The sequence below is a fragment of the Methylobacterium currus genome (assembly GCF_003058325.1).
In the GTDB taxonomy this organism is placed as follows: Bacteria; Pseudomonadota; Alphaproteobacteria; order Rhizobiales; family Beijerinckiaceae; genus Methylobacterium; species Methylobacterium currus.
In genome coordinates this window covers 1,476,120-1,502,493 of record NZ_CP028843.1, presented here as the reverse complement: position 1 = coordinate 1,502,493, position 26,374 = coordinate 1,476,120, and the positions used below count along the sequence as shown (strand labels likewise).

The following is a 26,374-nucleotide window of genomic DNA, read 5'->3' as shown; positions in this document are numbered from 1 at the left end:
GAACAGGAATGCCGACGCCGGCCCCCGTCAAGCCGCCCGTTGACCGCACCCGGCGCCTGGTGCGATGCGAGAGCGCAACGACATCTCGCGAACGAGACCGTCAACGAAACCCTGGGAGCCACGCCGCCGATGTCCCTGCCCGACAGCCTCCGCCACGCCCTCGCCCTGCCGGTGATCGCCTCGCCGATGTTCATCGTCTCGGGGCCGGACCTGGTCATCGCGCAATGCGTGAACGGCATCGTCGGCTCCTTCCCGGCCCTCAACGCCCGGCCGAAGGAGGCGCTGGACGAGTGGCTGACGCAGATCACCGGGGCGCTGAGCCAGGCCAAGGCGGCGGACCCTGAGCGGATCGTCGCGCCTTACGCGGTGAACCAGATCGTCCACGCCTCGAACGACCGGCTGGAGCACGACCTGACGGTCTGCGCCAAGCACCGCGTCCCGATCATCATCACCTCGCTGCGCGCGCCCGACGCCGTGGTCTCGGCGGTGCACGGCTGGGGCGGGCTCGTGTTCCACGACGTCACGACGGTGCGCCACGCCGAGAAGGCGCTGGAGGCCGGCGTCGACGGGCTGATCCTGGTCTGCGCCGGGGCCGGGGGGCATGCCGGCACGCTCTCGCCCTTCGCCCTCGTCGGCGAGGTGCGGCGCTTCTACGGAGGACCGCTGATCCTGTCCGGCGCGATCACCACCGGCGACGCGATCCTGGCCGCCCAGGCGATGGGCGCGGATCTGGCCTATATGGGCACCCGCTTCATCGCCACGCAGGAAGCGAACGCCGCGCCGGCCTACAAGGAGATGATCGTCGGCACGACCGCGGCCGACGTTCTCTACACCCCCTACTTCACCGGCGTGCCGGGCAACTACCTCAAGCCCAGCGTGACCGCCGCCGGCCTCGACCCCAACGCGCTGCCCGAGGTCGACAAGACCAAGATGAATTTCGGCTCGGGCACCACCAAGGCCTGGCGCGACATCTGGGGCGCCGGCCAGGGCGTCGGCACCATCGACGACGCGCCGGCGACCGCCGTGGTGATCGACCGGCTGAAGGCGGAATACGCGGCGGCGCGGGCACGGCTCGGGTAGCGCGCATCCTACCCCCGCGCCCGGCGCTTGTCCGCCGGGCACGGTCCTCGCATCCTGGCGCCCGCTCCCCCGAGTGCAGCGTGAGGACCCGCGATGACCACCAACCTTTCCGTGAACGGCAACCGGCTGTGGGACACCCTGATGGTGTCGGCCGGCATCGGCACCGGGCCCCGGGGGGGCTTGCGGCGCCTGACCCTGACCGAGCCGGACCGGGTGATGCGCGACCAGCTCAAAGCCTGGGCCGAGGAGGGCGGCTATCCGCTCACCGTCGACGGGCTCGGCAACATGGTGCTGCGGCGGGCGGGCACCGAGCCCGACCTGCCGCCGGTGGTGATCGGCAGCCATCTCGACACGCAATGGGCCGGCGGGCGCTTCGACGGCATCCTCGGCGTGCTCGCGGGGCTGGAGATCCTGCGCACCCTCGACGACCTCGGGATCGCGACGCGCCGCAGCATCGAGGTGGTGAACTGGACCAACGAGGAGGGCGCGCGGTTCTCGCCGCCGATGCTCTGCTCCCTCGCCTGGTCCGGCCAGGCGACGCCGGACTGGGTCGAGAACCGGCGCGACCGCGACGGGATCCGCTTCGGCGACGCCCTCGACGGCATCGGCTATCGCGGCTCGGCGCCCGTCGGCGGGCGCACCATCGACGCCTATTTCGAGTTGCACATCGAGCAGGGCCCGGCCCTCGACCGGGCCGGCGTGCCGGTCGGCATCGTGACGGGCGGCTATCCGAGCTGCGGCATGCGCATCGCCGTCGAGGGCGCCACCGCCCATACCGGCCCGACCCCGATGAGCGAGCGCCACAATGCCCTCGTCGGCGCCGCCATGGTGGCGGTGGCGGTCAACGACATCGGCTGGGCCCATGCCGACACCGACGCCAAGGCCACCGCCGCCCGCCTCGACCTGGTGCCGAACCTCCCCGGCACCCTGTCGGAATACGCCGAGCTCTTCATCGACATGCGGGCGCCCAAGCTCGAGACCCTCGAGGCCATGAAGGCCAGCTTGCGCGCCGCCCTGCCCGACTGCGCCGCCCGCTCGCTCACGCAGATCTCCATCGCCGAGGAATGGGGTTTCGGCGTCTTCTCCTTCGACGACGGGCTGATCGGCACCTTGCGCGAGACCGCCGGGCGGCTGGAGATCCCGACCATGGACCTGCGCTCCCAGGCCGGCCACGACGCCTACCACGTCGCCCGGGTCGCCCCCGCCTGCATGATCTTCACCCCCTGCCGGGACGGCATCACCCACAACGAGGCCGAGGACATCGCCCTGGAGCCGACCCTGCCGGGCGTGAACCTGCTGCTCCACGCCGCCCTGGCGCGGGCCAACCGGTAGGCGCGATCGGGCGGTCGCAAGATCGCCCGACTTGTCTCGCCCGACTTGCCTCGCCCGACTTGCCTCGCCCGACTTGCCTCGCCCGACGATGCGCGTCGGCGTGCCCGCCCTCGGAACGTCGATGCGGATTCCCGGATGCGCGGCCTCGGCCGCGCCGCGCTCGGCCGGGCGCCGGCGGCGGCGTGAGAAGGGTGTCGGGTGGAGCGCGCAGGGCCGCACTCCGTGCCGCGAGCGCGCCTCGGCCGACCGAAGTATCCGATTCCTTCTCGGGCTTCGTGTATAAGCTTGGCATCTGGAACAAGAGACGCGGTTCGGAGCGTGCCGCTGCCCCTCGAGGCGGCGGCATCTCTTCTCTGCCATTTTGGCGGTGATGGCGAAAACGTCACGTCCCTATTGCTAATGATCATGGAATTGATCATTATGAAGACACACGCCTGGCGCGATTACATGAAATGTTTGCGCCTGTCCGGGTCGCTGGCCGAAACAACGGCATCATCGGCATGACGGACGAAAGGGTTTTATTGAATTCTATTATCAATCTTGTAAATATTGCGCTATTTATGATAAATATAATGTGATAAAATCGCGAAACGGAACTTACATTTGATTTTTTTATGAGGAAATACAATCATACCAGTCAAATTTACAAATATGTATAGTTTATGTAAAAGCAATAAATTCGAAAATTACCGACAAAATGCACATATTGATTACGATCTCGCACGCCGCGATGCGAAGCACATCTCTGATGACAACGAGGAGGATGCTGAGATGAAACATCATCACGCTTCTTCACCGTACGCGCGTCTCGCAGCACTGGCGATGATCGATTGGCCGTCGCGACGACGTCGCTTCCGGTTCGCCGATTGGCCGCATCCTGCGGTGCTCGCATTGTGCCTCTTCTTCATGGGAAGTTTCGTCGCGCATGCCCAGGAGCTGTTTTCGCCGCTTCCCGCGAACCAGCTGCAGGATGCAACGCCCGCTCAACAGCAGGCGATCGAGAAGCTTCGACAGCGTGCCACCACCCAATCGCTCGATCTCGTGCGTGTCGACATCAATGCACTGCGCAACGACAGCCTGCAGGTGTCCGTCCCCAACGCCGCCTCCTTCAAGATCGACAAACGCAATGAAGAAACCAGGAGTCCGGGCGATTTTACCTGGTACGGAACGTTGAGCGGAGTGCCCGGTCAAGCGACGCTGATCGTCCACGGCGACAACATAACTGGATCCATACAAGATCAAGGCACGCTCTACCGGATAGAGCCGGTCGGCAACGGGGTGCACGCACTGATCAAAGTCGACGAAAAACGCTTCCCGCCCGAGCATCCGCCAAGTTTTCAGCAGAAGGAGCGACGTGGCGATATCCAGGCTCCCACCGTTGCCCAGGACTCGCCGGCCGGCGACGCTCGGACCAGGATCGACATCCTGGTTGCCTACACGGCCTCCGCACGGGGGGCCGTCTCGGATATCAACACCACCATCCAGTTGGCGGTGGCCGAAGCCAATCAGTCATACATCAACAGCCGCATCAACATCAGGCTTAACGTCGTCGATTCTCTCGAGCTTGCCTATTCTGAAGCCGGGAAAAGCTTCGATACGATACTGGCAGATTTTGCTTCCAATGCGACCATAAAAAATAGAAGAAATACCTCAAAGGCCGATATGTCGATCATGATCGTCAACCAAAGCGATTATTGCGGGCTCGCCGACGCGATCATGGCAACAGAAGCGACGGCATTCGCCATCGTTCATTACGATTGCGCGACTGGGTACTACTCCTTCGCGCATGAGCTCGGTCACCTGCAGGGCGCCCGGCACGATCCGGCCACCGACTCGACGAACACGCCTTTCGCGTATGGGCACGGCCTCCAGCATCTCTCGCCCACGCCGGCCTGGCGGACGATCATGGCCTATGCCTGCTCCGGCGGCTGTCCGCGGCTCCAGTACTGGTCCAATCCCGACGTGCAGTATAACGGCATCGCGATGGGCAGTACGGCATCCAACAACAATGCCAGGGTGCTGAATGCGACTGCCGCCACCGTCGCGGCATTCCGCAACGCAGGGTATCCGGAGGAGAACATCGATCGTCCTGGCCTGGATTACCGGAATTTCAGCCTGGCGCAGGCCGATCCGGGCCTCTGCTTGAATGCCTGTGACGGCGAGGCGCAATGCAAGGCGTGGACGTATGTGCGGCCCGGCGTCCAGGGCCCGCAGGCCCGCTGCTGGCTCAAGAGCAACGTGCCGCCGGCCGTGGCCAATTCGTGCTGCACGTCCGGAGCCAAGAACATGGAATACAGCCTGGATCGTCCCGGCCTGGATTACCGCAGCTTCGACCTGGCGCAGGCCGATGCGAACCTGTGCTCGAATGCCTGCAACGGCGAGGCGCAATGCAAGGCGTGGACGTATGTGCGGCCCGGCGTCCAGGGACCCAAGGCGCGCTGCTGGCTCAAGAACAAGGTGCCCGCCGCCATGGCCAGCTCGTGCTGCACGTCAGGCGTCAAAGGCCTGGAATACAGCACGGATCGCCCCGGCCTGGATTATCGCAACGTCGTCCTCGCACAGGCCGACGCGAATCTCTGCCTGAGCGCCTGCAACGGCGAGGCGCAATGCAAGGCGTGGACGTATGTGCGGCCCGGCGTCCAGGGGCCGCAGGCCCGCTGCTGGCTCAAGAGCAACGTGCCCGCCCCGGTCGCCAGTGCCTGCTGCACGTCGGGACATTGAGGATCGCCGAGAGACGGTCCGCTGCCCATGTCGAGGCATGCATGGTCGTCGACTGGCCCGCGCCGCGGGGAGAGCCCAGCTCCCCGCCGCGCTCTCCGCCCGATAGCCCTGCGCGCTCCCGGCCTCGTGACAGACATCAAGGACGCGTCGCGGATTGTCGTGCAGGATGCCGGGTCTTCCTCCGCTTCGCTGCAGGCGTGCAGGCCCGTTCCGGTCCCGGAACGGGCGAGGCTTACGACGATCCGGCAGCCCGTGCGGCACGCGTGAGCCGGCTTTGTCGGGCGCCGTGTCGATCCCCTCCTCAGGCGGCCCGCACCGTGCCGAGGAAGCGGCTCACCTCCGCGGTTCAGGCGCTCGGACTGGCGCGCCAGCGCGGAACTCGACGCGAGCACCTGGGTCGCGGCCGTTCCGGTATCCTCGGAGGCACGGGCCACGCCGGCGATGGTGGCCTGTCGGGGCCGGAACGTCCCACCGATCGGCCTCCGAGGCCCATCCGGACCAATCCTGCGGCCCGGCAAGCCCGCGGCGCGGCGCCTCACCGCCCCGCTCAATACCCCTGCGCGCTCCCGGTATTCCGCCGCGGATCGTTGGCGCCGTAGTACCGGAACGCCCCCACCGGCTGGCCGCCCAGCGTCGGCGCGCCGATCAGGATCGCCGCGAGGTGGTTGGCCGGCTGGGCCGGGCCGAGCTTGTGGCCCATGCCTTCGAGGATCCGGCGGGTGTCCGGCGAGAGGGCGAAGCGCTCGACATTGGTCACGTCGGGCATCCACTGGTGGTGGAGGCGCGGCGCGTCGGCGGCCTCCTGAACGGTCATGCCGTAATCGATCACGTTGAGGATGCTGTGCAGCACCACCGTGATGATCCGGCTGCCGCCGGGCGTGCCCGTCACGAGGACGGGCTTGCCGTCCTTGGTGACGATGGTCGGGCTCATCGAGCTCAGGGGCGTCTTGCCGGGCGCGACGGCGTTGGCCTCGCCCTGGAGCAGGCCGTAGATGTTCGGCACGCCGACCTTGGCGGTGAAGTCGTCCATCTCGTTGTTGAGGAGCACGCCCGTCCCCTCGGCGGTGATCCGCACGCCGAACCAGTCGTTGAGGGTGTAGGTCACCGAGACGGCATTACCCTCAGAATCGACGATCGAGTAATGGGTCGTGTTGCTGCCCTCGTGCGGGGCTGAGCCCGGCCTGAGCTCGGCGGAGATGCCGGCCTTCCGCGGGTCGATCGCCGCCCGGACCTGCGCGGCATAGGCCTTGTCGGTCAGCCGCTCGACCGGGTTCGTCACGAAGGCCGGATCGCCCAGGTAGCTGTTGCGGTCGAGATAGGCGTGGCGCATCGCCTCGATCTCGTAATGGACCGCCTGGGCCGAGCCCCAGCCGAGCGTGGCGAGGTCGTAACCCTCGAGGATGTTCAGCATCTCGCAGATCACCACCCCGCCGGAGCTGGGCGGCGGGGCCGAGATCACCCGGTAGCCGCGATAGTCGCACTCGACCGGCGGCAGCTCGCGGGTGGCGTAGCGGTCGAGATCGGCCTGGACGATGAGGCCCTCATGCCGGCGGCTCGACGCCGTCAGCGCGTCGGCGACCGCGCCCTTGTAGAACCCGTCCTTCCCCCGCTCACTGACCGCCCGCAGCGTCCCGGCGAGGTCCTTCTGGACGAGCCGGTCGCCCACCCGGTAGGGCTGCCCCTGGTTCAGGAAGATCCTGGCCGAGGCCGGATCCTTGCCGAAATCCTCGGTGGCGGTTCCCAGCATGTCGACGTCGCCCTGGTCGAGGGTGAAGCCCTCCTCCGCCAGCGCGATCGCCGGGGCGATCAGCTCGGCCCGTGGCCGCGTGCCGAACTTCGCCAGCGCGTCCTCGAGGCCCGCCACGGTGCCGGGCACCCCGACCGCCAGGAAGCTCTTCGTGCTCAGGCCTTTGACGACGTTGCCGTCCTTGCCGAGGAACATGTCGCGGCTGGCGGCGAGGGGCGCCTTCTCGCGGAAATCCAGGAAGGTGCGGCTGCCGTCGGCGCGCTGGATCGTCATGAAGCCGCCGCCGCCGAGGTTGCCGGCGGCCGGATAGACCACCGCCAGGGCGTAGCCTACCGCCACCGCCGCATCGACGGCGTTGCCGCCCCGCTTCAGCACGTCGACGCCGACCCGGGTCGCCAGATGCTGTGCCGTGACCACCATGCCGTGCTCGGCGGCGACCGGCGCCCGCGAGGCGGCGAGAGCGGCCTCCCGCGGGACGGACACGACCAGGAATGCGGTGAGAAGTCCGATGCCGACCGAGGCGATCCTGTGGCCCATGAGCGTCCTGCCCTGTTCGCGATTCGCCGCCACGGTACACGACGGCGGCGCGCCGCCCTATCGCGGGCGACTTATCCGTGTGAGACCCATCCCCGTCCGCGGACCGCGCTCTAGCTGCGCAGGGCACACGCACCGGGAGGCCTTCCATGTCGATGAACCGCCGCACCCTCATGGCCGGAGGCGTCCTCGCCGGCCCGCTCCTCGCCAGCGCGCCCGGCCTCGCCGGCGGCGGGGCGGCGCCCGCCGGCGACCTGCCGGGGGTCTACCGCTACGGCATCGGCGAGGCGACGGTGACGGCCCTGCACGAGGGCGGGGTGAAGCGCCCGCTCGATGCGGGCTTCGTGCGCAACGCACCCCTCCCCGAGGTGCAGGCGGCCTTAGGCCAAGCCTTCCTGCCGACCGAGACCCTGCCAATCACCTTCACGCCGCTCCTCCTCACCCTCGGGGGCAAGCGGGTGCTGGTCGATGCGGGCTTCGCCGACCAGGGACCGCCCGGCACCGGCGGGACGTTGCGCGGGCTGGCGCTCGCCGGGATCGATCCGGGCGCGGTCGACGTGGTGGTGATCAGCCACTTCCACCCCGACCACATCCTCGGCCTCAAGCGCAAGGACGGCACCGCCACCTTCCCGAACGCCCAGGTCCTGGTGCCGGAGGCCGAGTGGCGCTTCTGGATGGATGACGGCCGCATGGCGAATCCGCCCGAGGCCCTGAAGGCCACTCTCGGGGCCGTGCAGAAGACGTTCGGCAGCGGCCTCAAGGTCGAGCGCTATGCCTGGGACAAGGAGGTGCTGCCTGGCCTGACCGCGCTCGGCACGCCGGGCCACACCCCGGGCCACACCTCGTTCCGGCTCGAATCCGCCGGGCGCCGTCTCCTGATCGCCTCCGACATCACCAACCACCCGGCCCTGTTCGTGCGCCATCCCGACTGGTCGGCTCTGTTCGACATGGATGCCGATCAGGCCCGCGCCACCCGCCACCGGATGCTGGCGCTGATCGCCGACGAGCGCCTGCCGGTGGCCTTCTACCACGCCCCCTTCCCGGCCGCCGGGCATATCGCCCGCTCCGGCTCTGCTTACGAGTTCGTGCCGCTGCAATGGGGGCTGGACCTCGCCTGAGCGCTCACCCTCAGCGCTCACGGGCCCGGCATTCCCCGGGTCTCGGCGACGAGCCGGGCCAGGGTCGCCCGGCCTCCGCCGGCAGGGTCGGGATCACCGCGTCTCGTCGGGGTGACGGGCTTTCGGCGCCGCCACCATCGGCTCGGCCAGGGCGGCGCGGACTTGATAAGCGCGGCCACCTCCTCGCCGCGCTCGACGGCGCCCTTCCGGGCATGGACCGAGCGCATCCCGGGCAGCACGTCGAGGCAGGCGGCGAGGCGCACGCGCCGGGGCCTCGCCGACCGCGAGCGCCGCGTCGGCGTCCGGGAAGGGGGTGTAGACGAGAAGCGGACGCTCCATGCTATGCCTCTCCCGACGGGGCCGGGGACGGCCCGGCGGTCTCGCGCGTCCGGGGATGCGCGGGCCCCCGGGCCGTCAAGCGGCAGGACCTTTCTCGGCGGTCGGGACACCCCACATGGCGCGGCGCTTCAACCAGATCGCCTTCATCGCGAGCCCGACGCCCGACGCCCGCGAGGCGGCCGAGCTCCTGATGCAGCGCTACGACCACGTGCCGCCCGAGGAGGCGGACGTGGTGGTGGGCCTCGGGGGCGACGGGCTGATGCTCCAGGCGCTGCACCGCTTCATGGGCACGGGCAAGCCGATCTACGGCATGAACCGCGGCACCGTCGGCTTCCTGATGAACGAGTTCCACCTCGACGACCTGATCGAGCGGCTGGAGGTGGCCCAGCGCAGCATCGTCCACCCGCTCCTGATGATCGCCACCGATGTCGGCGGGCTCACCCACACGGCGCGGGCGGTCAACGAAGTCTACATGCTGCGCCAGACCCACCAGACCGCCAAGCTGAAGATCTCGATCGACGGCCAGGTGCGCCTGCCGGAGCTGATCGCCGACGGGGTGCTGGCGGCCACGCCGGTGGGCTCGACCGCCTACAATCTGTCGGTCGGCGGCCCGATCCTGCCGATCTCGTCCCAGCTCATCGCGCTCACCCCGATCTCGGCCTTCCGGCCGCGGCGCCAGGGCAGCGTGCTCCTGCCCAACCACGTCCGCATCCGCATCGAGGTGAAGGACCCGGAATACAGACCCGTGGCGGCGGTGGCCGACCACACCGAATTCCGCCGCGTCGCCCGGGTCGAGACCCAGCTCGACCGCTCGACCGACCTCGTGATGCTGCACGATCCCGGCCAGGGCATGGACGAGCGCATCCTGCGCGAGCAGTTCGGATGAGCCCCGCGCGGCAAGATCCTGCACAGGATCCTCAAGATCCTGCACAGGACCCTACGGCAAGGCGGCGCACTGGAAGCCGGCGCATCCTCGCATAGATCCGTCGCCGGGGCCGGCCGTGACGCCCCGTGACGGAGCGCCCGGATGCCCGACCGCCTGCCCCCGCCCCGGTTCCGGGCCCCGCTCCCATACGGGGCGCCGGTCTCCTGCCGGGCGCCGACCTCCTGGCAGGGCTTGCCCCGATGAGCGGGGGCGCCCTGCGGGAGGACGATTACCGCAACCTCGCCGAGTCGCTGCCGCAGCTCGCCTGGATCGCCGAGGCCGACGGCCATATCGTCTGGTACAATCAGCGCTGGTACGACTACACCGGCACCACGATCGAGACGATGCGGGGCTGGGGCTGGCGCGCCGTCCACCACCCCGACCACCTCGAGCGGGTCGAGGCGCGCTTCCGCCGCGCCTTCGCGACCGGCGAGCCGTGGGAGGACACCTTCCCGCTGAAGGGCGCCGACGGGGTCTTCCGCTGGTTCCTGTCCCGGGCCCAGCCCTTTCGCGATGCCTCCGGGCGAATCGTGCGCTGGTACGGCACCAACACCGACATCACCCGCAGGCGCGCCACCGAGGAGCGCCTGCGCCACGCCCAGGACCGCTTCCGCGCCCTCGTCGACAGCGCCGCGGCGATCATCTGGTCGGCGGATACCAACGGCGAGCTGTCGCTCGGGCAGTGGCGCTGGACCGCCTATACGGGCCAGAGCGACGAGGAATGCCAGGGCTGGGGCTGGGTCGAGGCGGTGCATCCCGACGACCGGGCCAAGGCCGCCGATGCCTGGTCCCGCGCCGTCGAGGCGCGCACGCCCTTCGAGATCGAGTACCGCCTGCGCCGGCGCGACGGCGCCTGGCGCCACATGGAGGTGCGCGCCGCCCCCGTCATCGCCGAGGACGGGGCCGTGCGCGAATGGGTCGGCATGCATGTCGACATCACCGACCGCAAGGAGGCCGAGGCCGAGATCGACCGCGCCCGCCACGCCGCCGAGGCCGCCAACCGCGCCAAGAGCCAGTTCATCGCCAATATGAGCCACGAGCTGCGCACGCCGCTCTCCGCGGTGATCGGCTATTCGGAGATGCTGGCCGAGGAGCTGGAGGATCTGGGCCAGGCCGAATTGCTGCCGGACCTGCGCAAGATCGAGGCCTCGGCGCGGCACCTGCTGGGCCTCATCAACGACGTCCTCGACATCTCGAAGATCGAGGCCGGCCGGATGAACGTGGCGGCGGAGGACTTTTCCGTCCGCGACATGGTCGCCGACGTGGTGGCGGCGACCGAGTCGCTGGTGGGCAAGAAGCGCAACCGCCTGGTCCTCGACATCCCGGACGAGATCGGCGCCATGCGCCAGGACCAGGGCAAGGTGCGCCAGTGCCTGGTCAACCTGCTCGGCAACGCGGCGAAGTTCACGGAAGGCGGCACCATCACCCTCTCGGCCCGGCGCGACGAGGAACAGGGGACCGACTGGCTGACCTTCGCGGTCACGGACACCGGCATCGGGCTCACCCAGGAGCAGATCGGCCGGCTGTTCGAGCGCTTCGCCCAGGCCGACGAATCGACCACCCGGCAATTCGGCGGCACGGGCCTGGGCCTCGCCATCACCCGCGCCTTCTGCCGGCGCATGGGCGGCGACATCACGGTGACCTCGACCTACGGCGAGGGCGCGACCTTCACCCTCCGCCTGCCGGCGGTGCTGACGGCCCAGGACGACGAGCCGACCCCGGAGGAGGTGCGGGCGCTCGCCGAGGCGAAGCAGGAGGCCGCGCGCCACGACACCGTGCTCCTCGTCGACGACGACCCGGCGGCCCGGGAGCTCCTCTCCCGCTTCCTCGAGCGCGAGGGATTCCGCGTCCGCACGGCGAGCGACGGCAAGGCGGGCCTCGCGCTCGCCCGGGCGCTCAGGCCCCGGGCGATCCTCCTCGACGTCGAGATGCCCCGGATGGACGGCTGGTCGGTGCTGCACGCCATCCGCAGCGACCCGGATCTGTCGGCGACCCCGGTGATCATCACCTCGGTGGTCAACGAGCAGGGCCTCGGCCGGGCGCTCGGCGCCACCGACTACCTGGTCAAGCCGATCGACTGGGACCACCTCAAGGGGCTGATGGAGCGTTACCGCCCGGCCGATTCCCCCGGCACGGTGCTGCTCGTCGACGACGACGCGGATGCCCGCGAGCGCCTGCGCCGCAGCCTGTCCCGGGACGGCTGGACCGTGCGCGAGGCGGAGAACGGCGCCGCCGGCCTCGCGCGCCTCGACGAGGGCCGGCCCTCCCTGATCCTCCTCGACCTGATGATGCCGGTGATGGACGGCTTCGCCTTCCTGACGAAGCTTCGCGCCCGGCCCGACGTCGCCGACGTGCCGGTGGTGGTGCTGACCGCCAAGGACATCACCCCGGCCGAGAAGGAGCGCCTCGGCCGCGACACCGAGCGGGTGATCGTCAAGGGCAGCGTGTCCCTGAGCGAGATCGGCCGCCTGCTGCGCAACATGTACGCCGATCGGGTGCCGGACGCGGTGCCGGCCTCGCTGCAGGGGCTGATCGACGAACTGGCGGCGCGGACGGGGCCGGAGGGAGGATGAGATCCCCCCGGTTTCCTCAAGGTCACGCCTTGATTTCGGCGCGGCGCGCGGCAAGATCGTCCCCATGGCGAAGATTGCGAAGCGCGCGGGCCCTCGTCCGTACCGGAGCCTGGGGACGACCTCGGACGGGGTCGTGATCCTGACGCCGAAGGTCGCGCCGACGCATTTCAAGGCCGGCGAGATCCGCAGGATCATCGCCAGGCTGAAGCGCGAGGAGGCCGACCGGGAGGCGCGCGAGGCGACGGCGCAGGCCCGTGCGCCGTCGTCTCCGAAGAAGGCGTGACGGCGGAAGGCGTGAATGCCGCTCGAACCGCGTGACGTCTTCATCAACTGCCCGTTCGACGCGGCCTACCGACCTTTCTTCCACGCGATCGTCTTCACGGTGACCCGCTCGGGCTTCCGGGCCCGCTGCGCCCTGGAAACCGACAACGCCGCCGACAACCGGCTCGCCAAGATCTGCCAGATCATCAAGCAGTGCCCCTACGGCATCCACGACATCTCGTGCACCGAGGCGGGCGGCGATCCTCCGCTGCCGCGGTTCAACATGCCGCTCGAACTCGGGCTGTTCCTCGGTGCGCAGCGCTTCGGCGGCCGGCATGACAAGCGGAAGTGCTGCATCGTGCTCGATCGGGAGCCCTACCGGTTCCAGCGCTTCATCTCGGACATCGCCGGTCAGGACATCCATTCCCATGCCGGGGACGTGCCGACGCTGATCCTGAAAGTCGCGACCTGGCTGCGAACGCAGAGCGACGATCCGCGGGTTCCCGGTGGCCGGGCGATCGCGGCCGAATACGCGGCGTTCGAGGCGCGCCTCCCGGTCATCTGCGCGGCGCGCAGGCTCGACCCCGACGAGCTGACCTTCGGCGATTTCGCCCGGATCGCGGCCGAGGCCATCGCGACCTGACGGCGCGCCCTAACCCCGCCCGCGCCCGGTCCCCTCGTCCCACACGCTCCAGCGAAACACCTCGGTGCCGGCACCATCGACGATGCGCACCGCCTCGGCCGCCGGCCCCGAGCGCTGCGGCACCCGGGCGCGGCGGAAGAGGCGAAGCGCCCGCTCGCGGGCGGCGTCGAGGCCCGCGGTGCGGATCGAGGCGCGCTGGACCGGCGCGTCCTCGGGGCCGATGATCTCGATGTGGTAGGTTTCGCGCAGCAAGGGTCTGGGGGCTCCGGTCGGCCCCCTCAATAGGGGAGCCGGGCCGGCGCGCGCCAGAGGCCGCGCGTCGCAATTCGGCGAGCGGTCGCCATCGTCAGGTCTTCAGCACCGGCTCGCTGACGTCGCCGCCGCCGCGCCGGGCGAGGTAGGCCGGCTGGAACATGCACATCCGCACCGCGTCGCGGTACTTGCCGTTGACGAAGAACTCGTCGCGCAAGATGCCCTCGGTCTCGAAGCCGCAGGCCTCGTAGATGCCGATGGCGCGCCGGTTGTCCTTGTCGACGTGCAGATAGAGCTTGTGGATGTTGAGCACCTTGAAGGCGTAGTCCATCGCGATCTGGGTCGCCCGCAGGGCGTAGCCGCGGCCCTGGAAGGACGGGTGGATCGCGATCTGGAACTCGCAGGAGCGGTGCAGGTGGTTGATCTCCACCAGCTCGACCAGGCCGGCGCGCTCGTTCTCCGGGGTGGCGATGATGAAGCGCCGCTCGGTCTGGTTGTGGATGTTGCGCTCGTAGAGCTGCGCCAGCTCGGCGAAGGACTCGTAGGCCTCCTCGAACCAGTAGCGCATGATGCTGTCGTTGTTGTTGAGCTGGTGCACGAAGAGCAGGTCCTCGCGTTCCAGCGGTCGCAGCTTGATGGTCGGGCCCATGGTCGTTCGAAAGGTGCCGGCGGGAGGCCCTGACCCTACTCCTCCGGCGGCGCCCCGTCACCCGCCGACAGGGCGGCGATGGCGGCGGCGAGGCGGTCCCAGCCTTCCGCCAGGCGCGTGACCTCGACGACCAGCCGGTCGAGGGCGGCGGCCGCCTCGGCGCTCTCCGGCGTCGCCCGCGCCGCGGCCGAGACGGGGTTCTCCCGCAGGGCCGCGAGCTGGTTGCGCAGCTGGCCCCGCAGGGCGGCGAGGCGGCGCCGTCCGGCCTCTCCCGGAAGCGGCCCGTCCGCGTCCTCCGGCGCGCCCTCCTCCACCAGCCGCAGCCAGGGTCGTCCGGTCTCGGGCATGGCAGCCTCCGTCATCCGGGGCCCCGGGTGGGGCGTGACGGCCGATGCTGCGCGCCGGGAGCGAACAAGAGATTAACGAAACCTTGAGAATGCCGCTCGTCCGGGGAGGCCCTCGACCCTTGGAAATCCCGCGACGGTCGCGATCCGGACAGTCGGTCGTGGCAGGCTCGCGTGCGAAAACCGCCACATTGCGGTGGCAGGCCCTGGCGGTGGCAGGCCCTGGCGCGGGCGAGGATGGAGCGGCGGGACATGGCCTTGCGGGGACGGACGATCCTGTGCGTGACGGCCGTCGCGGCGGTCCTGTTCGCGGGCGCTCTCCCCGTCCAGGCGGCGCCCAAGCACCTCGCCCCGGTCCCGCCCGCGACGCTCGCCCTGATGGCGGCGCGCACCATGGCGCCCTCGGCGCCGGTGCTGCTGCGGGCCTACAAGCAGGAATCCGAGATCGAGGTGTGGAAGCAGGCCGCGGATGGCCGCTACGTCCATCTCAAGACCTTCCCGATCTGCCGCTGGTCGGGCCAGCTCGGCCCCAAGGCCCGGGCCGGCGACCGGCAGGTGCCGGAGGGGTTCTACTCGGTCGCCACGCGCCAGCTGAACCCGAACTCGGCCTATTACCTCTCCTTCGACGTCGGCTATCCCAACGCCTATGACCGGGCCCATGGCGGCACCGGCTCGGCCCTGATGGTGCACGGCACCTGCTCGTCCGCCGGCTGCTTCGCGATGACCGACCGGCAGGTCGGCGAGATCTACGCGCTGGTGCGCGACGCGCTCGCCGGCGGGCAGGCGGCGTTCCAGTTCCAGGCCTTCCCGTTCCGGATGACCGCCCGCGCCCTGGCGCGCCACCGCACCGACCGGCACATCGCCTTCTGGCGCCAGCTCAAGGAGGGCTCGGACCGGTTCGAGGCGACCGGGCGCGAGCCGCTGGTCGGCGTCGAGGGCGGGCGCTACGTCTTCGCCCCCTATCCCGACCCGGCCATCGAGGCCCTGGCGGTGGCACGGCGCGGCGAGGAGGAGGCCCGCATCCAGGCCCTGGTCGAGGGCGGCGTAGAGGCGGTGCGCACCACCTACGCCGATGGCGGCCAGCATCCGAGCTTCACCGCGATGCTGAAGCGCGCCTCGGCCTTCGGGGCCGCCGCAGGCGGCGCAGCCGCCGTCACCGGCGGCCTGGGCGGCGCAGCCGCCGTCACCGGTGGCACGGCGACCGTGGCGAGCGCCACCGCCTACGCGACGGAGGGCACCCCGGCGGCGAGCCCCTTCGCGGCCTTCATCGTGCCGGCCGGCCTCGGCGAGGTCAGCCGGCCCGAGGCCCTGGCGATGGCCGGGCGCGAGGTGGTGGTGGTCCCGGCCCGCCGGCGCCCGCCAGCCCCGATCCACCCGATCCAGGTCGCGGCGGCCGTCGTGAAGCTGCCGCTGATCGAGACCGAGCCGTCGCCGTTCTCGCGCCTGCGCCTGGCGGAGGAGCCCTCCCGCCTCACCCTCGCGGCCTCCCCCGAGCCGGCGAGGCCCCGGTTCCTGACGGCGCGGTTCGCGGCGCTGCCCTGAGGCAGCGGGTCACGATCCGCCCGGCCTCGGGATGGGGGCGCGGCTGGGATGGTCCGGGAGGCGATCCCGCCCCTCACAGGTCCAGAATCCAGGTCTCCCCCACCAGGTCCTGCCCGAAGGAGCGGTGCGGCGCCGCTTCGACCAGGCGGAAGCCCGCCTCGGCGTAGATCCGCCGGGCGGCGCCCAGGACGTCGTTGGTCCAGAGCGTCAGCTGCCGGTAGCCGCGCGCGCGGGCGCCCTCGACGCAGGCCGCGGTGAGGCGCCGGCCGAGGCCCTGGCCCCGGGCGGAGGGCTCGACATAGAGCAGGCGCAGCTTCCCGACCGTCTCGGAGGCCGGCGCCAGGAAGACGCTGCCCAATATCTCGCCCCCCTGCTCGGCGATCCAGGCCCCGGCCCGGCCTGGGTCGAAGTCGCGCACGAACCCGGCCAGGATCTCGGCCACCAGGGCCTCGAAGGTGAGGTCGAAGCCGTATTCGGTGGCGTAGAGCACGCCCTGGCGGTGGGTGATCCAGCCGAGATCGCCGGGCTTCAGGTCGCGCAGGACCGTATCCGCCTCTGCCGGCGGCCCTTCCGACGGATCCCCGAGCAGGTGGCGCACCCGCGCCATCGCGCCGACGAGGGCGGCCCGGTCGGCGGCCGAGAGGCGCGCCAGCAGCGCCCCGACCTCGGCCCGCGACGCCGCATCGAGCGGCGCGAAGGCGGCCTGCCCCTCCGGCGTCAGGGCCAGGACCTGGCGTCGCCCGTCGCCTGCGGCCGTCTGCCGGCTGAGGAGCCCCTGGTCCTCGAAGCGCTTGAGCAGGCGGCTGAGATAGCCGGCATCGAGGCCGAGATCCTGCCCGAGGATCGAGGCGGTCAGGCGATCGCGATGGGCGAGCTCGTAGAGCACCCGCGCCTCGGTGAGCGAGAAGGCGCTGCGGTGCAGCCCCTCCTCCAGGAGGCCGATCTGCCGGGTGTAGAACCGGCCGAAGGCCCGCACCGCCGCGACCATCGCGGCATCGACCTCGTCCGCCTGCATCATCAGCCCGCCTCCCATCCACGGGGAGCAGGATCGTCGAATTAATTGACTCAGTCAACTATTGGCGAGGAGCGCTGCCACGAGGTCGTGCACCTGCCGGATCCGGAACGGCTTGCGCAGGAAGGCGGCGTGACCGGCGGCGCGCTCCCGCACGGTGTCCTCCGGCATCGAGCTCATCAGCACGACCGGGATCCCGCTTGTCTCCGGATCGACCCCGAGGGCGGCCAGCATCGCCGGCCCGTCCATCACCGGCATCATGAAGTCGAGGAAGATCAGGTCGGGCCGGGTCGCCGCGACGCGGGCGAGGCCCTGCCGCCCGTTGGCGGCGGTGACCACATTGTGGCCGTCGTCGGAGAGGACGGCGTCCAGCAACTCGGCGATGCCGAACTCGTCGTCCACGATGAGCACCGTCGCCACCTGCTTATTCCCCGCCGCGTCCCGCCGCGTCGCGGTCGGCCAGGATCGATTCGGCCCGCTCGGGGCCGTCGTCGATCGCCAGGCCGCCAGGGCGGATGTCGAAGACGCGCAGCCGGGAGTCGATCCGGGCGTCCCGGGCCTTGGCGACGGCGATCAGGCGGTGGATGCCGGAGCGCAGGGCGCAGGAGCGCATCAGCACCACGTTCTCGGCGACGCTGGAGGTCTGCCGCAGGGAGGGCTCACCCGAGGGGGCGTCGAGGAAGGTGCCGCGCAGGTCGGTCTCCCGGGTGTACATCGCCGTCACGCCCAGCGCCCTCAGCTCGGCCGTCAGGGCGGCGAAGATGCGGACGATCCGGTCCTGATCCCCTGCGATCCGGCACATCGCGTCCAGACCGTCGATGAACACGCGCCGGACCCGCCGGTTCCGGATCGTCCCCAGCAGATCGGTGCAGATCTCGTCGATCAGCCCCTCGGTGGCGGGCTGCCACAGCACCGCGACCCGGCCGTCCGCGATCAGGTCGGCCGCTGGCAGGTCGAGCGCCCGGGCCTTGGCGAGAAGCGCCGCCTCGCTCTCGTAGAAGCCGCAGAGCAGGCCCGGCGCCTCCGGGTCGGCGCCGAGGAACTGCAGGCCGAGCGTCGTCTTGCCGATGCCGGAGGGACCGCCGATCAGGGTGGTGGAGTGGTGCGGCAGGCCGCCGCCCAGCATCGCGTCGAGGGCGGGCGACCCGGTGGTCAGGGCCGGGCCCTCGACGTGGTCGCGCCGGCTCGGCAGCCGCAGGCGCGCCTCGATGCGCGGAAACACCCGGATCCCGTCATCGGTGATGCGGAAGGCGTGGCGCCCGCGCAGGAAGCCGCTGCCGCGGAACTTGCGCACCTCCAGTTCGCGCTCGGCCCGCCATCCGGTGAGCCGGCTCGACAGGACGATGAGGCCGTCGACCATCGTGTGCTCGGCCGCCACCAGGTCGGCCCCGGCCGAGGCGCTGGTGAGGAGGAGCGCGGTGGCGCCGGTCGCCGCGGCCTGGGTCTGCAATTCGTGGATGAAGGTCTTGAACTCGAGGGCCGAGGCGGCGGTCTCCTCCGCCGCCACCAGGCCGTCGAGGACGAGCAGGCTCGCCTCGCGGGCGGCCATCTCCCGGCGCAGCAGGGTCAGGAGGCCGGCGAGCCCCTCGTCCTGCAGGGTGCGGAAGGCGCTCAAGTAAGTGATCCGGTCGGGGATCAGGCCGGCCTGGAAGAAGCCGAGCGGCGCGATGTGGCCGAGCATCCGGGAATGGCTCTCGGCCAGCAGCGTGACGTAGAGCGCCCGGTGCTCCGGCGAGGATCCCGCAGAGGACCCGGCAGAGGACCCGGCATGCGTGTAGCAGGCATGGTTGCCGAAGATGGTCTTGCCCGATCCCGGCGTGCCCTGGACGATGTAGACGCCGCCGCGAAACAGCCCGCCGCCCAGGATGTCGTCGAGGCCGGCGATTCCCGTCGGAACCCGCTCCAGCTCTCCGTAGGCACCGGCCTGTCCCATGCTGGGTTCCGCCCCCGTCATTCCGTGTCTCTCGCCGTGCGCTCGGGCGCTGCGATCGCCTATCCGTGGAGGGGGAGCGTTACCGTGAAGGTCGCGCCTTCGCCAGGGCGACTGTCGAGCGCGACGCCGCCGCCCATCGCCTCGGCGAGACGGCGCACCAGCCACAGGCCGACCCCGAAGCCGGTCGGCGCCACGCGCGGATCGCCCACCGCCCGCTCGAAGCGCTCGAAGATGCGGGCCTGGTCGGCCTCCGCGATGCCGATGCCGCGGTCGCTCACCCGGATCCTCGCCACGCCGCCCTCCCGGACGGCCGCGACCGTGATCGCGCCGCCGTCGCCGTACTTGATCGCGTTGGTGACGAGGTTGTCGAGGATCTGGTCGAGGGCGAGGCGCTCGCAGGAGAGCACCAGGTCGTCCGGCACCGCGACCGCGATCGTGCTGCCGGCATGGGCCGCCATCGGGCTCAAGGACGCCACCACCTCCTCCACCACCTCGGCGAGGGGCACCGGGGCGGCGAGCAGCGCGAGCTGCCCGGTCTGGGCCCGGGAGACGTCGAGGAGGGTCGTCGCCCGGCGGACGTAGCGCTCGACGAGCCAGCGCAGCTGCACCAGCCCCTGCGCCACCCGGCCCTCCGGCGCCTCGCGCGCGGCGGTGCCGAGCAGGCGCTCGACCTGGCCGAGGATCGGGGTCATCGGGTTGCGCAATTCATGCGCGACGCCGGCCAGGAACGCGTCGCGCTCGGCAAGCGCCCGGCGCAAGGCGGCGACCTCGCGGCGCAAGGCGGCCGTCTCCTCGGCGGCCTCGGCCGATGCCGGGATGTCGTCGGCGCGGGGGCCCGTCGACCCGCTCGTGACCGGCCCGCTCACGCGCGCGGCCGCCACAGGCAGGCCGCAATTCGGCGAGCGGCCGTCCGGCTCGGCGGCGGCGCGGGGGGCGAGGTCGGCATCACCCGGATGGCATAACAAATAGCAACCCGGCAGGCGAGCGCCCATGGCCGCGCTTGCCGGGTCGGGCCGCGACGGTTCCTGCGTTCTACCGCCGCGGCGCGTCCTTATCGCCGCGGCGCCTGCACCGGGATCACCCGGGCGCCGCCGACCGAGCGTGCGCCGCCATTGATGACGTAGAGCACCGGATCGGCCTTGGGCTGCGGTGGGATGCCGGAGACGGTCGGGATGCCGTAGGTGCCCTCGCCCCAGGCGGAGGGGACGAGCTCGCTCGGGCGCGGCAGCGTGACGTAGGGCTCGGCGACGAGGCCCGGCTCCAGCACCCCGCCCGGGCCCGCGCCGTAGAGGCCGAGGGGGGCGGCGAAGGTGGTGCCGCCATAGGCGGCGAACCGGCGGCCGTGGACCCCCCCGCCCCGGCCGTGCCGCCCGCGGACGTCGTAGATCGCGGCGCGGCCGCCCTGCACGGCCGAGACATGGGGACGCCCGCCCTGCCCCGGGGTTCCGTAGCCCCGCAGCGGCTGCGCCTCGGCGCCGGCGCCGACCAGGGTGGCGGCGAGGGTGAGGACGATCAGGTCGCGACGCATGGTGTGTCTTCCCGGCTCCCGGCACTCGCAGGGCTCAATGCCGGGGTGCCATCCTCGTTCCCGTCGGGGAGCCGCGCCAGCCGTGGCAGAGTGCGGAGCACGGGAAGAGGCGGCTCGACCGCGGCACGCCGCGCACTTTGTCAGGCAGCCTCGGGATCCGTCACGAGAGGTCGTGCAGCGCCTTGCCCAGGGGGGCGCCGATCGTGAAATCGGAGAAGTCGACGCTCAGGCCGGCCCGCTCCGGCGTACAGCACATCGGGCCGACGCTGTACGAGGATGCCTTGGGAAACGGACAGAGCCGCATCAGCGGCCAACGCGTCCCGTCGGAGGATACCTGCAACCGCAGCACGCCTGCCGCAACGGTCGCCCGCAGCCAGAAATCCCCCGCGTCGTGACCATACGGCGCCGTCGCCCAGTCGGATCGGTCGATCGTCAGCACGCTGCTGATCATCGGGATGCCGTCAGACAGTTCGATCCCCGCCTTGACCCATGCGCGCGGCGAGACCCGCACCATCAATCCGGCCTGGTCGTACAGCTCCCGATACTGTGCGCGAACCCGCACCTGCGCCGTAAAATCGCCGGTGGTCGTCACGGCGAAGAAATGGCCCGTGTCTCGGGTGAAGCCGTAATGGGTTTCCCGCCAGAAATCCGTGGCCTTGTCCGTGACGACGTGAAGACCGTCGCCCGTCATCTGCCAGTTGGCTGGCTCGTTGACCCAGGTTCCGCCTTGAAAGCCCATCGTCTCGCCTTGTCTCGCCGATGCAATGTGTGCGTTCGCGCGTCAGGCAGGATCGGCCTTCCGGGCCGTTTGGCAATGCCCGCTTCTCACCCTCGACCGTCCGTCGTGCCGTCGGGCCGAGAGCGCGGCTCCCGAACCCCCGACGGAAGTCTCACGACCTAAGTCTCACGACGAATTGTCGGATGGGCCGCGCGGCACGGCTGGCTTAACGATTGGTGTCAGCGGCGGACACGTGCGAGCGGGCGGTCTCAATCCCCCGCTCGGCGGAAGGCGCCGCCCGACACCCGGTTCACACCCAACGCGGCCTCCGACGCGGCGAAGATTCGCGCGGGCGACGCGTGCCGTCCCTCAAGGAAACGCTCCCCAAGGAGGACATAACCCCATGGCAAGCTCAGCCGCCCTCGGGCAAGCCGGCGATGCCGCGCGCCCGATGACGCGGGAGGAGAAGAAGGTCATCCTGGCCTCCTCCCTCGGCACCGTGTTCGAGTGGTACGACTTCTACCTCTACGGCTCGCTCGCCGGCATCATCGGCGCGCAGTTCTTCTCGTCCTACCCGCCGGCGACCCGGGACATCTTCGCGCTGCTCGCCTTCGCGGCGGGCTTCCTGGTGCGGCCGTTCGGCGCCCTGGTGTTCGGGCGCGTCGGCGACCTCGTCGGGCGCAAATACACCTTCCTGGTCACCATCCTGATCATGGGCCTGTCGACCTTCATCGTCGGCATCCTGCCCAACGCCGCGCAGATCGGCATCGCGGCGCCGATCATCCTGATCGCCCTACGCCTCGCGCAAGGCCTGGCGCTCGGCGGCGAGTATGGCGGGGCGGCGACCTACGTCGCCGAGCACGCGCCGCAGGGCCGGCGCGGCTTCTACACCAGCTGGATCCAGACCACGGCGACGCTCGGCCTGTTCCTGTCGCTGGTGGTGATCCTGGCGGTGCGGTCCTTCACGGGCGAGGCCGCCTTCGCCGAGTGGGGCTGGCGCATCCCGTTCCTGGTCTCGGTGCTGCTGCTCGGCATCTCGCTCTGGATCCGCCTCCAGCTCAGCGAGTCGCCGGCCTTCCAGCGCATGAAGGAGGAGGGCAAGACCTCGAAGGCCCCTCTCACCGAGGCCTTCGGCCAGTGGCGCAACGCCAAGATCGCCCTCATCGCGCTGCTCGGCCTCGTCGCCGGCCAGGGCGTGGTCTGGTATACCGGCCAGTTCTACGCCCTGTTCTTCCTGCAATCGATCCTGAAGGTCGACGGCTACACCGCCAACCTGCTGATCGCCTGGGCGCTCCTGCTCGGCACCGGCTTCTTCGTGGTGTTCGGCTGGCTCTCGGACAAGATCGGCCGCAAGCCGATCATCCTGGCCGGCTGCCTGATCGCGGCGCTCAGCTTCTTCCCGGTGTTCAAGCAGATCACCACCCTGGCGAACCCCGCCCTCGAGAAGGCGATCGAGAACGTGAAGGTGACCGTGGTGGCCGATCCGGCCCAGTGCGGCAGCCTGTTCAACCCCGTCGGCACGCGGGTGTTCTCGGCCCCCTGCGACCTCGCCCGCGACTTCCTCGCCAAGTCCTCGGTCCGCTACGCCACCGAGGCCGCGCCGGCCGGCCAGCCGACGGTGGTGCGGATCAACGGCACCGAGGTCCCGTTCGCGGCGGGCGCGCCGGCGGCGGAGTTCAATAAGGCGGCGGCCTCCGCCCTCCAGGCGGCGGGCTACCCGAAGGCCGGCGACGCCCAGGTGGTGAAGATGGCGAACCCGTTCGACATCTTCCGGCCGCAGGTCGCCGGGGTGATCGGGCTCCTGTTCGTCCTCGTGCTCTTCGTCACGATGGTCTACGGCCCGATCGCCGCGGCCCTGGTCGAGCTGTTCCCGACCCGGATCCGCTACACCTCGATGTCCCTGCCCTACCATATCGGCAACGGCTGGTTCGGCGGCCTGCTCCCCGCCACCGCCTTCGCGATGGTGGCCCAGACCGGCGACATCTATTACGGCCTCTGGTACCCGATCGTCATCGCGCTGATGACCTTCGTGCTCGGCCTGCTCCTCGTGCCCGAGACCAAGGACCGGGACATCTTCGACGAGCGGGACACCGCGCACTGATCCGAGGATGGTCTGACCGGAGGGACGCCCGCGGCGAAGGCCGCGGGCGTCCCTTTCTTGTCCGGGCCGACGCTGTTCCCATCCTCGACGTCGTCCCGGAGCTCGCCGAAGGCGAGAACCCGGGATGACGCGGAGGGAGGCAAGAGCGTCGCGCGATGCCGGCGCGGGGGCGGGCCAGGGACTCTCCTCGAACGGACCCCGTCCCCCGAACGAGAAAGGCCCGCCTCACCGAGACGGGCCCCAACCCTCACCCATGCCGGACGATCACCGGCAGGTCGTCACCCGCCGCACGATCCAGCCCTCGCCGTCGACGAAGAGCTTCTTGCGGGAGGTGGAGCACTGGGCGTCGTCGGCCTCCGCGGCGGGGGCGGCGACGCTCGCGGTGGCGGCGACGTCGCGGGTGGCGCCCGGTCCGGCCTTCGGCGCCTTGTCGACCGCGGGGGCGGCGCTCGCACAGAGCGGGGCGCCGGCCGTGGCCAGGGCGGCCAAGACGACCGCCAAGCGGGCGAACAGGGGCAGTCGGGCGCAGGGACGCGCACGCATGATCGGTGATCCCATCGGTTGAATGCCGAGCGGCAACGTCCGGCGAAGTGGCTCTGGACCGCTCTCTCTTGCCATGGATAAGTCGCGAGCGCCCGAAGAGTTGCGTCGCGCCAGCGTGCCCGTTGCGAAAACGGTAAACACGCGGGTGCGACGCCGCGGTGACATTTCGCACCACGGTGCGGACTTGCCAGAGCGGCGGTACCAAGGCGGCCTTCGACTGGTGTCGTGTGCCGCCTGGACTATGAGGTACTTGAAACGCCCGGCATCCCGGCAGGTTCCTGCCGCAGCGTCGCGCAGATGATCCGGACCCCGTACGTTGGGCTTCGACTGGCCCGGTCTCGCCTCTTCGGTCCTGCGTCAGGCCGGCAGTGCCCGCCCCTGCCCGGCCCGGCGCTGCACCAGCCACAGGCTGATGGCGACGTTGAGCAGGTTCCAGCCGACCCCGTTGGCGAAGGCCGCCGCGTAGGAGCCGGTGAGATCGAAGATCACGCCGGAGAGCCAGCCGCCGAGCGCCATGCCGAACAGGGTCGCCATGATGACGACCCCCACCCGGCCCCCGGCCTCGCTCGCCGGAAACAGCTCGCGCACGATGATCGCGTAGGCCGGCACGATGCCGCCCTGGAACAGGCCGAACAGGGCCGAGATCACGTAGAGCGAGGTCAGCCCGTCGAAGGCGAGATAGAGGAGGAGCGCCACGCCCTGGAGCACCGAGCCGACGAGGAGCGTCGGCAGGCCGCCGATCCGGTCGGCGAGGAAGCCCGAGGCGATCCGGCTGACGATGCCGAAGCCGAGCATCAGGGACAGCATCTCGGCGCCGCGGGCGACGCCGTAGCCGAGATCGCCGCAATAGGCGACGATGTGGACCTGCGGCATCGACATGGCGACGCAGCAGGCGAGGCCCGCGACCACGAGCAGGCCCTGGAGCACGCTCGGCGGCAGGCCGAGCGTGCCGCCCGCCCCCGCGGCCCCGCCCCGCTCCACGGCCGCGGCCGGCGGGCGCCGGCGCATCAGGAGCGCCAGGGGCAGCATGGTGGCGAGGCAGAACAGGCCGATGCCCGCCTGCGTGGCGCGCCAGCCGTAAGTCGACACCGCGTGCTGGACCAGCGGCGGCCACAGGGTGCCGGCGAGGTAGTTGCCCGCGGCGCAGACCGAGACCGCGATGCCGCGCCGGCGCGCGAACCAGAGCGAGATGTCGGCCATCAAGGGCCCGAAGGCGGCGGAGGAGCCGAGCAGCCCGATCAGGAGCCCGTGCGCCAGGGCGAACTGCCACAGGCTGGTCGAGAGCGCGGTGGCGCCGTAGCCGAGGAACAGGCAGATTCCGCCGAGCGCCAGCGGCGCCAGGATGCCGAACCGGTCGGCGAGCCGCCCCATCAGCACGCCCCCGAAGGCGAAGCCGACCATGGTGAGGGTGTAGGGCAAGGCGGCGGCGCCGCGGGCGGCGCCGAACTCCGCCTGCACGGCGGGCAGCACCACCACCACCGACCACATGCCGACGCCCCCGATGGTGGTCAGCAGCACGGAGACGACGAGGCGGCGCCAGGCGGCGGCGGAATCGAGCCCGTCGGCGGGCAGCGGGCGGGTCGGCACGGGCGTTTCCTCGAATCGGTTATGGTTTGGATCGAGGCTGTAGCAGGCGGGCCGGCATCCGAGGAGCGATCCCGGCGCAACCCCCGCCCGCTCCGGCTCACCCCTGCGCCACCGTCCCGGGGTAGCGCGCCGCGAGATCCCGCCGCATCGCCTCCACCCAGTCCCGGCCACGCTCCGCCCGCGCCGTCCGGATCGGCACCTCCGCCACCAGGCTCGCCGGCCGGCCGGAGAGGAGCAGCAGCCGGTCGGCCACCGCCAGGGCCTCGGGCACGTTGTGGGTCACCATCAGCACCGCCGCACCGCGGGAGGCCGCGCTGCCGAACACCGCCGCCCGCAAGGAGGAGGCCGCCGCGTCGTCGAGGGAGACGAAGGGCTCGTCGAGGACGAGGAGGCCAGGTGCCAGGGCGAGCGCCCGGGCGAGCGCGACCCGGCGGGCCATGCCCAGCGAGAGCGCCCGGGGATAGCGCCCGCGCCAGGGGCCGAGGCCCAGTTCCTCGAACAGCGCGTCGAGCGACTGCCCGCGCTCCGCCCGCGGCAGGGAGAGGCGCACGTTCTCCTCGACGGTCCGCCAGGGCAGGAGCCGTGGCTCCTGGAACACCATGCCGATGCGCAGGCTAGGGCGGGTGGTCAGGCCGCCCTCGAAGTCGCGGTCGAGGCCGAGCAGGATGCGCAGGGTGGTGGTCTTGCCCGCCCCCGACGGGCCGATCAGGCACAGGGTCTCGGCCCTCCGGACCGAGACGTGAAGGTCGCGCACCGCCTCGACCGGCTCGGCACCGGCCGGGCGATAGACCTTGCGGCGGACCGTCAGGGCGAGGATCGCGTCGGTGCCGGGCATCCCGTCGCCGGCGGCGGACATCTTATCGCCAGCGACGGGCATCTTATCGCCAGCGAC

General features: G+C 70.8%; 24 protein-coding genes and 1 pseudogene. 11 read left to right on the top strand and 14 right to left on the bottom strand.

Annotated features, from left to right (window positions below; genetic code table 11):
• Window positions 1-129: 129 nt before the first annotated feature.
• The 4 genes from DA075_RS06895 to DA075_RS06885 all read left to right on the top strand — a co-directional run bounded on the left by DA075_RS06895 (window position 130) and on the right by DA075_RS06885 (window position 5,133).
• On the top strand, window positions 130-1,080 hold the full coding sequence (locus DA075_RS06895) for an NAD(P)H-dependent flavin oxidoreductase (RefSeq protein ID WP_099952578.1): 951 nt from the start codon (window positions 130-132) through the stop codon (window positions 1,078-1,080).
• Window positions 1,081-1,173: 93 nt separating this feature from the next.
• Window positions 1,174-2,412 carry a Zn-dependent hydrolase gene (locus tag DA075_RS06890; protein ID WP_099952577.1) on the top strand — a complete coding sequence of 413 codons (1,239 nt, stop codon included), beginning with the start codon at window positions 1,174-1,176 and terminating at the stop codon, window positions 2,410-2,412.
• A gap of 318 nt (window positions 2,413-2,730) precedes the next feature.
• A complete protein-coding gene (locus tag DA075_RS35810) occupies window positions 2,731-2,916 on the top strand; it encodes a hypothetical protein (RefSeq protein WP_123834180.1) in 186 nt (61 codons plus the stop codon).
• Window positions 2,917-3,183: 267 nt separating this feature from the next.
• Entirely contained in the window at window positions 3,184-5,133 is a 1,950-nt protein-coding gene (locus tag DA075_RS06885) for a PAN domain-containing protein (RefSeq protein ID WP_164712231.1), read from the top strand.
• Between the two features lie 547 nt (window positions 5,134-5,680).
• Here DA075_RS06885 and ggt read toward each other — a convergent pair.
• The gene (gene ggt, locus DA075_RS06880; RefSeq protein ID WP_099952575.1) at window positions 5,681-7,417 is read right to left on the bottom strand and encodes a gamma-glutamyltransferase; all 1,737 of its coding nucleotides are present in this window, start codon (window positions 7,415-7,417) and stop codon (window positions 5,681-5,683) included.
• A 146-nt stretch (window positions 7,418-7,563) separates the two neighbouring features.
• Between ggt and DA075_RS06875 the strand changes: the two genes are divergently transcribed.
• Entirely contained in the window at window positions 7,564-8,532 is a 969-nt protein-coding gene (locus tag DA075_RS06875) for an MBL fold metallo-hydrolase (RefSeq protein WP_099952574.1), read from the top strand.
• Window positions 8,533-8,631: 99 nt separating this feature from the next.
• Here the strand turns inward: DA075_RS06875 and cutA are convergent.
• Window positions 8,632-8,871 (bottom strand): annotated as a pseudogene (gene cutA, locus DA075_RS06870) (divalent cation tolerance protein CutA); the annotation flags it as partial.
• A gap of 115 nt (window positions 8,872-8,986) precedes the next feature.
• Here cutA and DA075_RS06865 point away from each other — a divergent pair.
• The 4 genes from DA075_RS06865 to DA075_RS06850 all read left to right on the top strand — a co-directional run bounded on the left by DA075_RS06865 (window position 8,987) and on the right by DA075_RS06850 (window position 13,273).
• Window positions 8,987-9,757 carry an NAD kinase gene (locus DA075_RS06865; RefSeq protein WP_093565320.1) on the top strand — a complete coding sequence of 257 codons (771 nt, stop codon included), beginning with the start codon at window positions 8,987-8,989 and terminating at the stop codon, window positions 9,755-9,757.
• Window positions 9,758-9,996: 239 nt separating this feature from the next.
• Window positions 9,997-12,369 carry a response regulator gene (locus DA075_RS06860; protein WP_099952573.1) on the top strand — a complete coding sequence of 791 codons (2,373 nt, stop codon included), beginning with the start codon at window positions 9,997-9,999 and terminating at the stop codon, window positions 12,367-12,369.
• A gap of 64 nt (window positions 12,370-12,433) precedes the next feature.
• Entirely contained in the window at window positions 12,434-12,652 is a 219-nt protein-coding gene (locus tag DA075_RS06855; RefSeq protein ID WP_099952572.1) for a hypothetical protein, read from the top strand.
• Between the two features lie 15 nt (window positions 12,653-12,667).
• Window positions 12,668-13,273: a hypothetical protein gene (locus tag DA075_RS06850; RefSeq protein ID WP_099952571.1), complete on the top strand. Its 606-nt coding sequence runs from the start codon at window positions 12,668-12,670 to the stop codon at window positions 13,271-13,273.
• A 9-nt stretch (window positions 13,274-13,282) separates the two neighbouring features.
• On the opposite strand, the gene DA075_RS06845 is transcribed toward DA075_RS06850, so the two are convergent.
• The 3 genes from DA075_RS06845 to DA075_RS06835 form a co-directional block, all read right to left on the bottom strand.
• A complete protein-coding gene (locus DA075_RS06845) occupies window positions 13,283-13,522 on the bottom strand; it encodes a hypothetical protein (protein WP_099956460.1) in 240 nt (79 codons plus the stop codon).
• A 97-nt stretch (window positions 13,523-13,619) separates the two neighbouring features.
• Window positions 13,620-14,174 (bottom strand): spermidine N1-acetyltransferase, encoded by a 555-nt coding sequence (gene speG, locus DA075_RS06840; protein WP_099952570.1) that lies wholly within the window; start codon window positions 14,172-14,174, stop codon window positions 13,620-13,622.
• Window positions 14,175-14,209: 35 nt separating this feature from the next.
• On the bottom strand, window positions 14,210-14,521 hold the full coding sequence (locus DA075_RS06835) for a hypothetical protein (protein WP_099952569.1): 312 nt from the start codon (window positions 14,519-14,521) through the stop codon (window positions 14,210-14,212).
• 249 nt (window positions 14,522-14,770) lie between these two features.
• Between DA075_RS06835 and DA075_RS37395 the strand changes: the two genes are divergently transcribed.
• Window positions 14,771-16,060 (top strand): L,D-transpeptidase family protein, encoded by a 1,290-nt coding sequence (locus DA075_RS37395; protein WP_244936525.1) that lies wholly within the window; start codon window positions 14,771-14,773, stop codon window positions 16,058-16,060.
• Window positions 16,061-16,133: 73 nt separating this feature from the next.
• On the opposite strand, the gene DA075_RS06825 is transcribed toward DA075_RS37395, so the two are convergent.
• The 6 genes from DA075_RS06825 to DA075_RS06800 form a co-directional block, all read right to left on the bottom strand.
• Entirely contained in the window at window positions 16,134-17,078 is a 945-nt protein-coding gene (locus tag DA075_RS06825) for a bifunctional helix-turn-helix transcriptional regulator/GNAT family N-acetyltransferase (RefSeq protein WP_164712230.1), read from the bottom strand.
• Window positions 17,079-17,129: 51 nt separating this feature from the next.
• A complete protein-coding gene (locus DA075_RS06820) occupies window positions 17,130-17,492 on the bottom strand; it encodes a response regulator (RefSeq protein ID WP_099952568.1) in 363 nt (120 codons plus the stop codon).
• Window positions 17,493-17,496: 4 nt separating this feature from the next.
• The gene (locus DA075_RS06815; RefSeq protein WP_244936524.1) at window positions 17,497-19,005 is read right to left on the bottom strand and encodes an RAD55 family ATPase; all 1,509 of its coding nucleotides are present in this window, start codon (window positions 19,003-19,005) and stop codon (window positions 17,497-17,499) included.
• Window positions 19,006-19,064: 59 nt separating this feature from the next.
• A complete protein-coding gene (locus tag DA075_RS06810) occupies window positions 19,065-19,871 on the bottom strand; it encodes a sensor histidine kinase (protein WP_232386119.1) in 807 nt (268 codons plus the stop codon).
• Between the two features lie 185 nt (window positions 19,872-20,056).
• The gene (locus DA075_RS06805) at window positions 20,057-20,533 is read right to left on the bottom strand and encodes a hypothetical protein (RefSeq protein WP_099952566.1); all 477 of its coding nucleotides are present in this window, start codon (window positions 20,531-20,533) and stop codon (window positions 20,057-20,059) included.
• 160 nt (window positions 20,534-20,693) lie between these two features.
• The gene (locus DA075_RS06800; RefSeq protein ID WP_099952565.1) at window positions 20,694-21,272 is read right to left on the bottom strand and encodes a DUF1349 domain-containing protein; all 579 of its coding nucleotides are present in this window, start codon (window positions 21,270-21,272) and stop codon (window positions 20,694-20,696) included.
• Between the two features lie 430 nt (window positions 21,273-21,702).
• Between DA075_RS06800 and DA075_RS06795 the strand changes: the two genes are divergently transcribed.
• Complete coding sequence (locus DA075_RS06795) at window positions 21,703-23,352, top strand: MFS transporter (RefSeq protein WP_099956457.1); 1,650 nt, start codon at window positions 21,703-21,705, stop codon at window positions 23,350-23,352.
• A gap of 264 nt (window positions 23,353-23,616) precedes the next feature.
• Here the strand turns inward: DA075_RS06795 and DA075_RS06790 are convergent, their stop codons facing one another.
• The 3 genes from DA075_RS06790 to DA075_RS06780 all read right to left on the bottom strand — a co-directional run bounded on the left by DA075_RS06790 (window position 23,617) and on the right by DA075_RS06780 (window position 26,338).
• Entirely contained in the window at window positions 23,617-23,895 is a 279-nt protein-coding gene (locus DA075_RS06790) for a hypothetical protein (RefSeq protein ID WP_099952564.1), read from the bottom strand.
• Between the two features lie 357 nt (window positions 23,896-24,252).
• Window positions 24,253-25,482 carry an MFS transporter gene (locus DA075_RS06785; protein WP_099952563.1) on the bottom strand — a complete coding sequence of 410 codons (1,230 nt, stop codon included), beginning with the start codon at window positions 25,480-25,482 and terminating at the stop codon, window positions 24,253-24,255.
• Between the two features lie 97 nt (window positions 25,483-25,579).
• Complete coding sequence (locus DA075_RS06780; protein WP_099956456.1) at window positions 25,580-26,338, bottom strand: ATP-binding cassette domain-containing protein; 759 nt, start codon at window positions 26,336-26,338, stop codon at window positions 25,580-25,582.
• Between the last annotated feature and the right edge of the window lie 36 nt (window positions 26,339-26,374).

Coding starts and splice junctions, on each gene's coding strand:
- DA075_RS06860 (WP_099952573.1), top strand. CDS start 9,997: ATGAGCGGGGGCGCCCTGCGGGAGGACGATTACCGCAACCTCGCCGAG.
- DA075_RS06855 (WP_099952572.1), top strand. CDS start 12,434: ATGGCGAAGATTGCGAAGCGCGCGGGCCCTCGTCCGTACCGGAGCCTG.
- DA075_RS06795 (WP_099956457.1), top strand. CDS start 21,703: ATGACGCGGGAGGAGAAGAAGGTCATCCTGGCCTCCTCCCTCGGCACC.
- DA075_RS06895 (WP_099952578.1), top strand. CDS start 130: ATGTCCCTGCCCGACAGCCTCCGCCACGCCCTCGCCCTGCCGGTGATC.
- DA075_RS06805 (WP_099952566.1), bottom strand. CDS start 20,533: ATGCGTCGCGACCTGATCGTCCTCACCCTCGCCGCCACCCTGGTCGGC.
- DA075_RS06780 (WP_099956456.1), bottom strand. CDS start 26,338: ATGTCCGCCGCCGGCGACGGGATGCCCGGCACCGACGCGATCCTCGCC.
- DA075_RS06890 (WP_099952577.1), top strand. CDS start 1,174: ATGACCACCAACCTTTCCGTGAACGGCAACCGGCTGTGGGACACCCTG.
- DA075_RS06800 (WP_099952565.1), bottom strand. CDS start 21,272: ATGGGCTTTCAAGGCGGAACCTGGGTCAACGAGCCAGCCAACTGGCAG.
- DA075_RS06815 (WP_244936524.1), bottom strand. CDS start 19,005: ATGGGACAGGCCGGTGCCTACGGAGAGCTGGAGCGGGTTCCGACGGGA.
- DA075_RS37395 (WP_244936525.1), top strand. CDS start 14,771: ATGGCCTTGCGGGGACGGACGATCCTGTGCGTGACGGCCGTCGCGGCG.
- DA075_RS06875 (WP_099952574.1), top strand. CDS start 7,564: ATGTCGATGAACCGCCGCACCCTCATGGCCGGAGGCGTCCTCGCCGGC.
- DA075_RS06790 (WP_099952564.1), bottom strand. CDS start 23,895: ATGCGTGCGCGTCCCTGCGCCCGACTGCCCCTGTTCGCCCGCTTGGCG.
- DA075_RS06825 (WP_164712230.1), bottom strand. CDS start 17,078: ATGATGCAGGCGGACGAGGTCGATGCCGCGATGGTCGCGGCGGTGCGG.
- speG (WP_099952570.1), bottom strand. CDS start 14,174: ATGGGCCCGACCATCAAGCTGCGACCGCTGGAACGCGAGGACCTGCTC.
- ggt (WP_099952575.1), bottom strand. CDS start 7,417: ATGGGCCACAGGATCGCCTCGGTCGGCATCGGACTTCTCACCGCATTC.
- DA075_RS06835 (WP_099952569.1), bottom strand. CDS start 14,521: ATGCCCGAGACCGGACGACCCTGGCTGCGGCTGGTGGAGGAGGGCGCG.
- DA075_RS06885 (WP_164712231.1), top strand. CDS start 3,184: ATGAAACATCATCACGCTTCTTCACCGTACGCGCGTCTCGCAGCACTG.
- DA075_RS06850 (WP_099952571.1), top strand. CDS start 12,668: ATGCCGCTCGAACCGCGTGACGTCTTCATCAACTGCCCGTTCGACGCG.
- DA075_RS06865 (WP_093565320.1), top strand. CDS start 8,987: ATGGCGCGGCGCTTCAACCAGATCGCCTTCATCGCGAGCCCGACGCCC.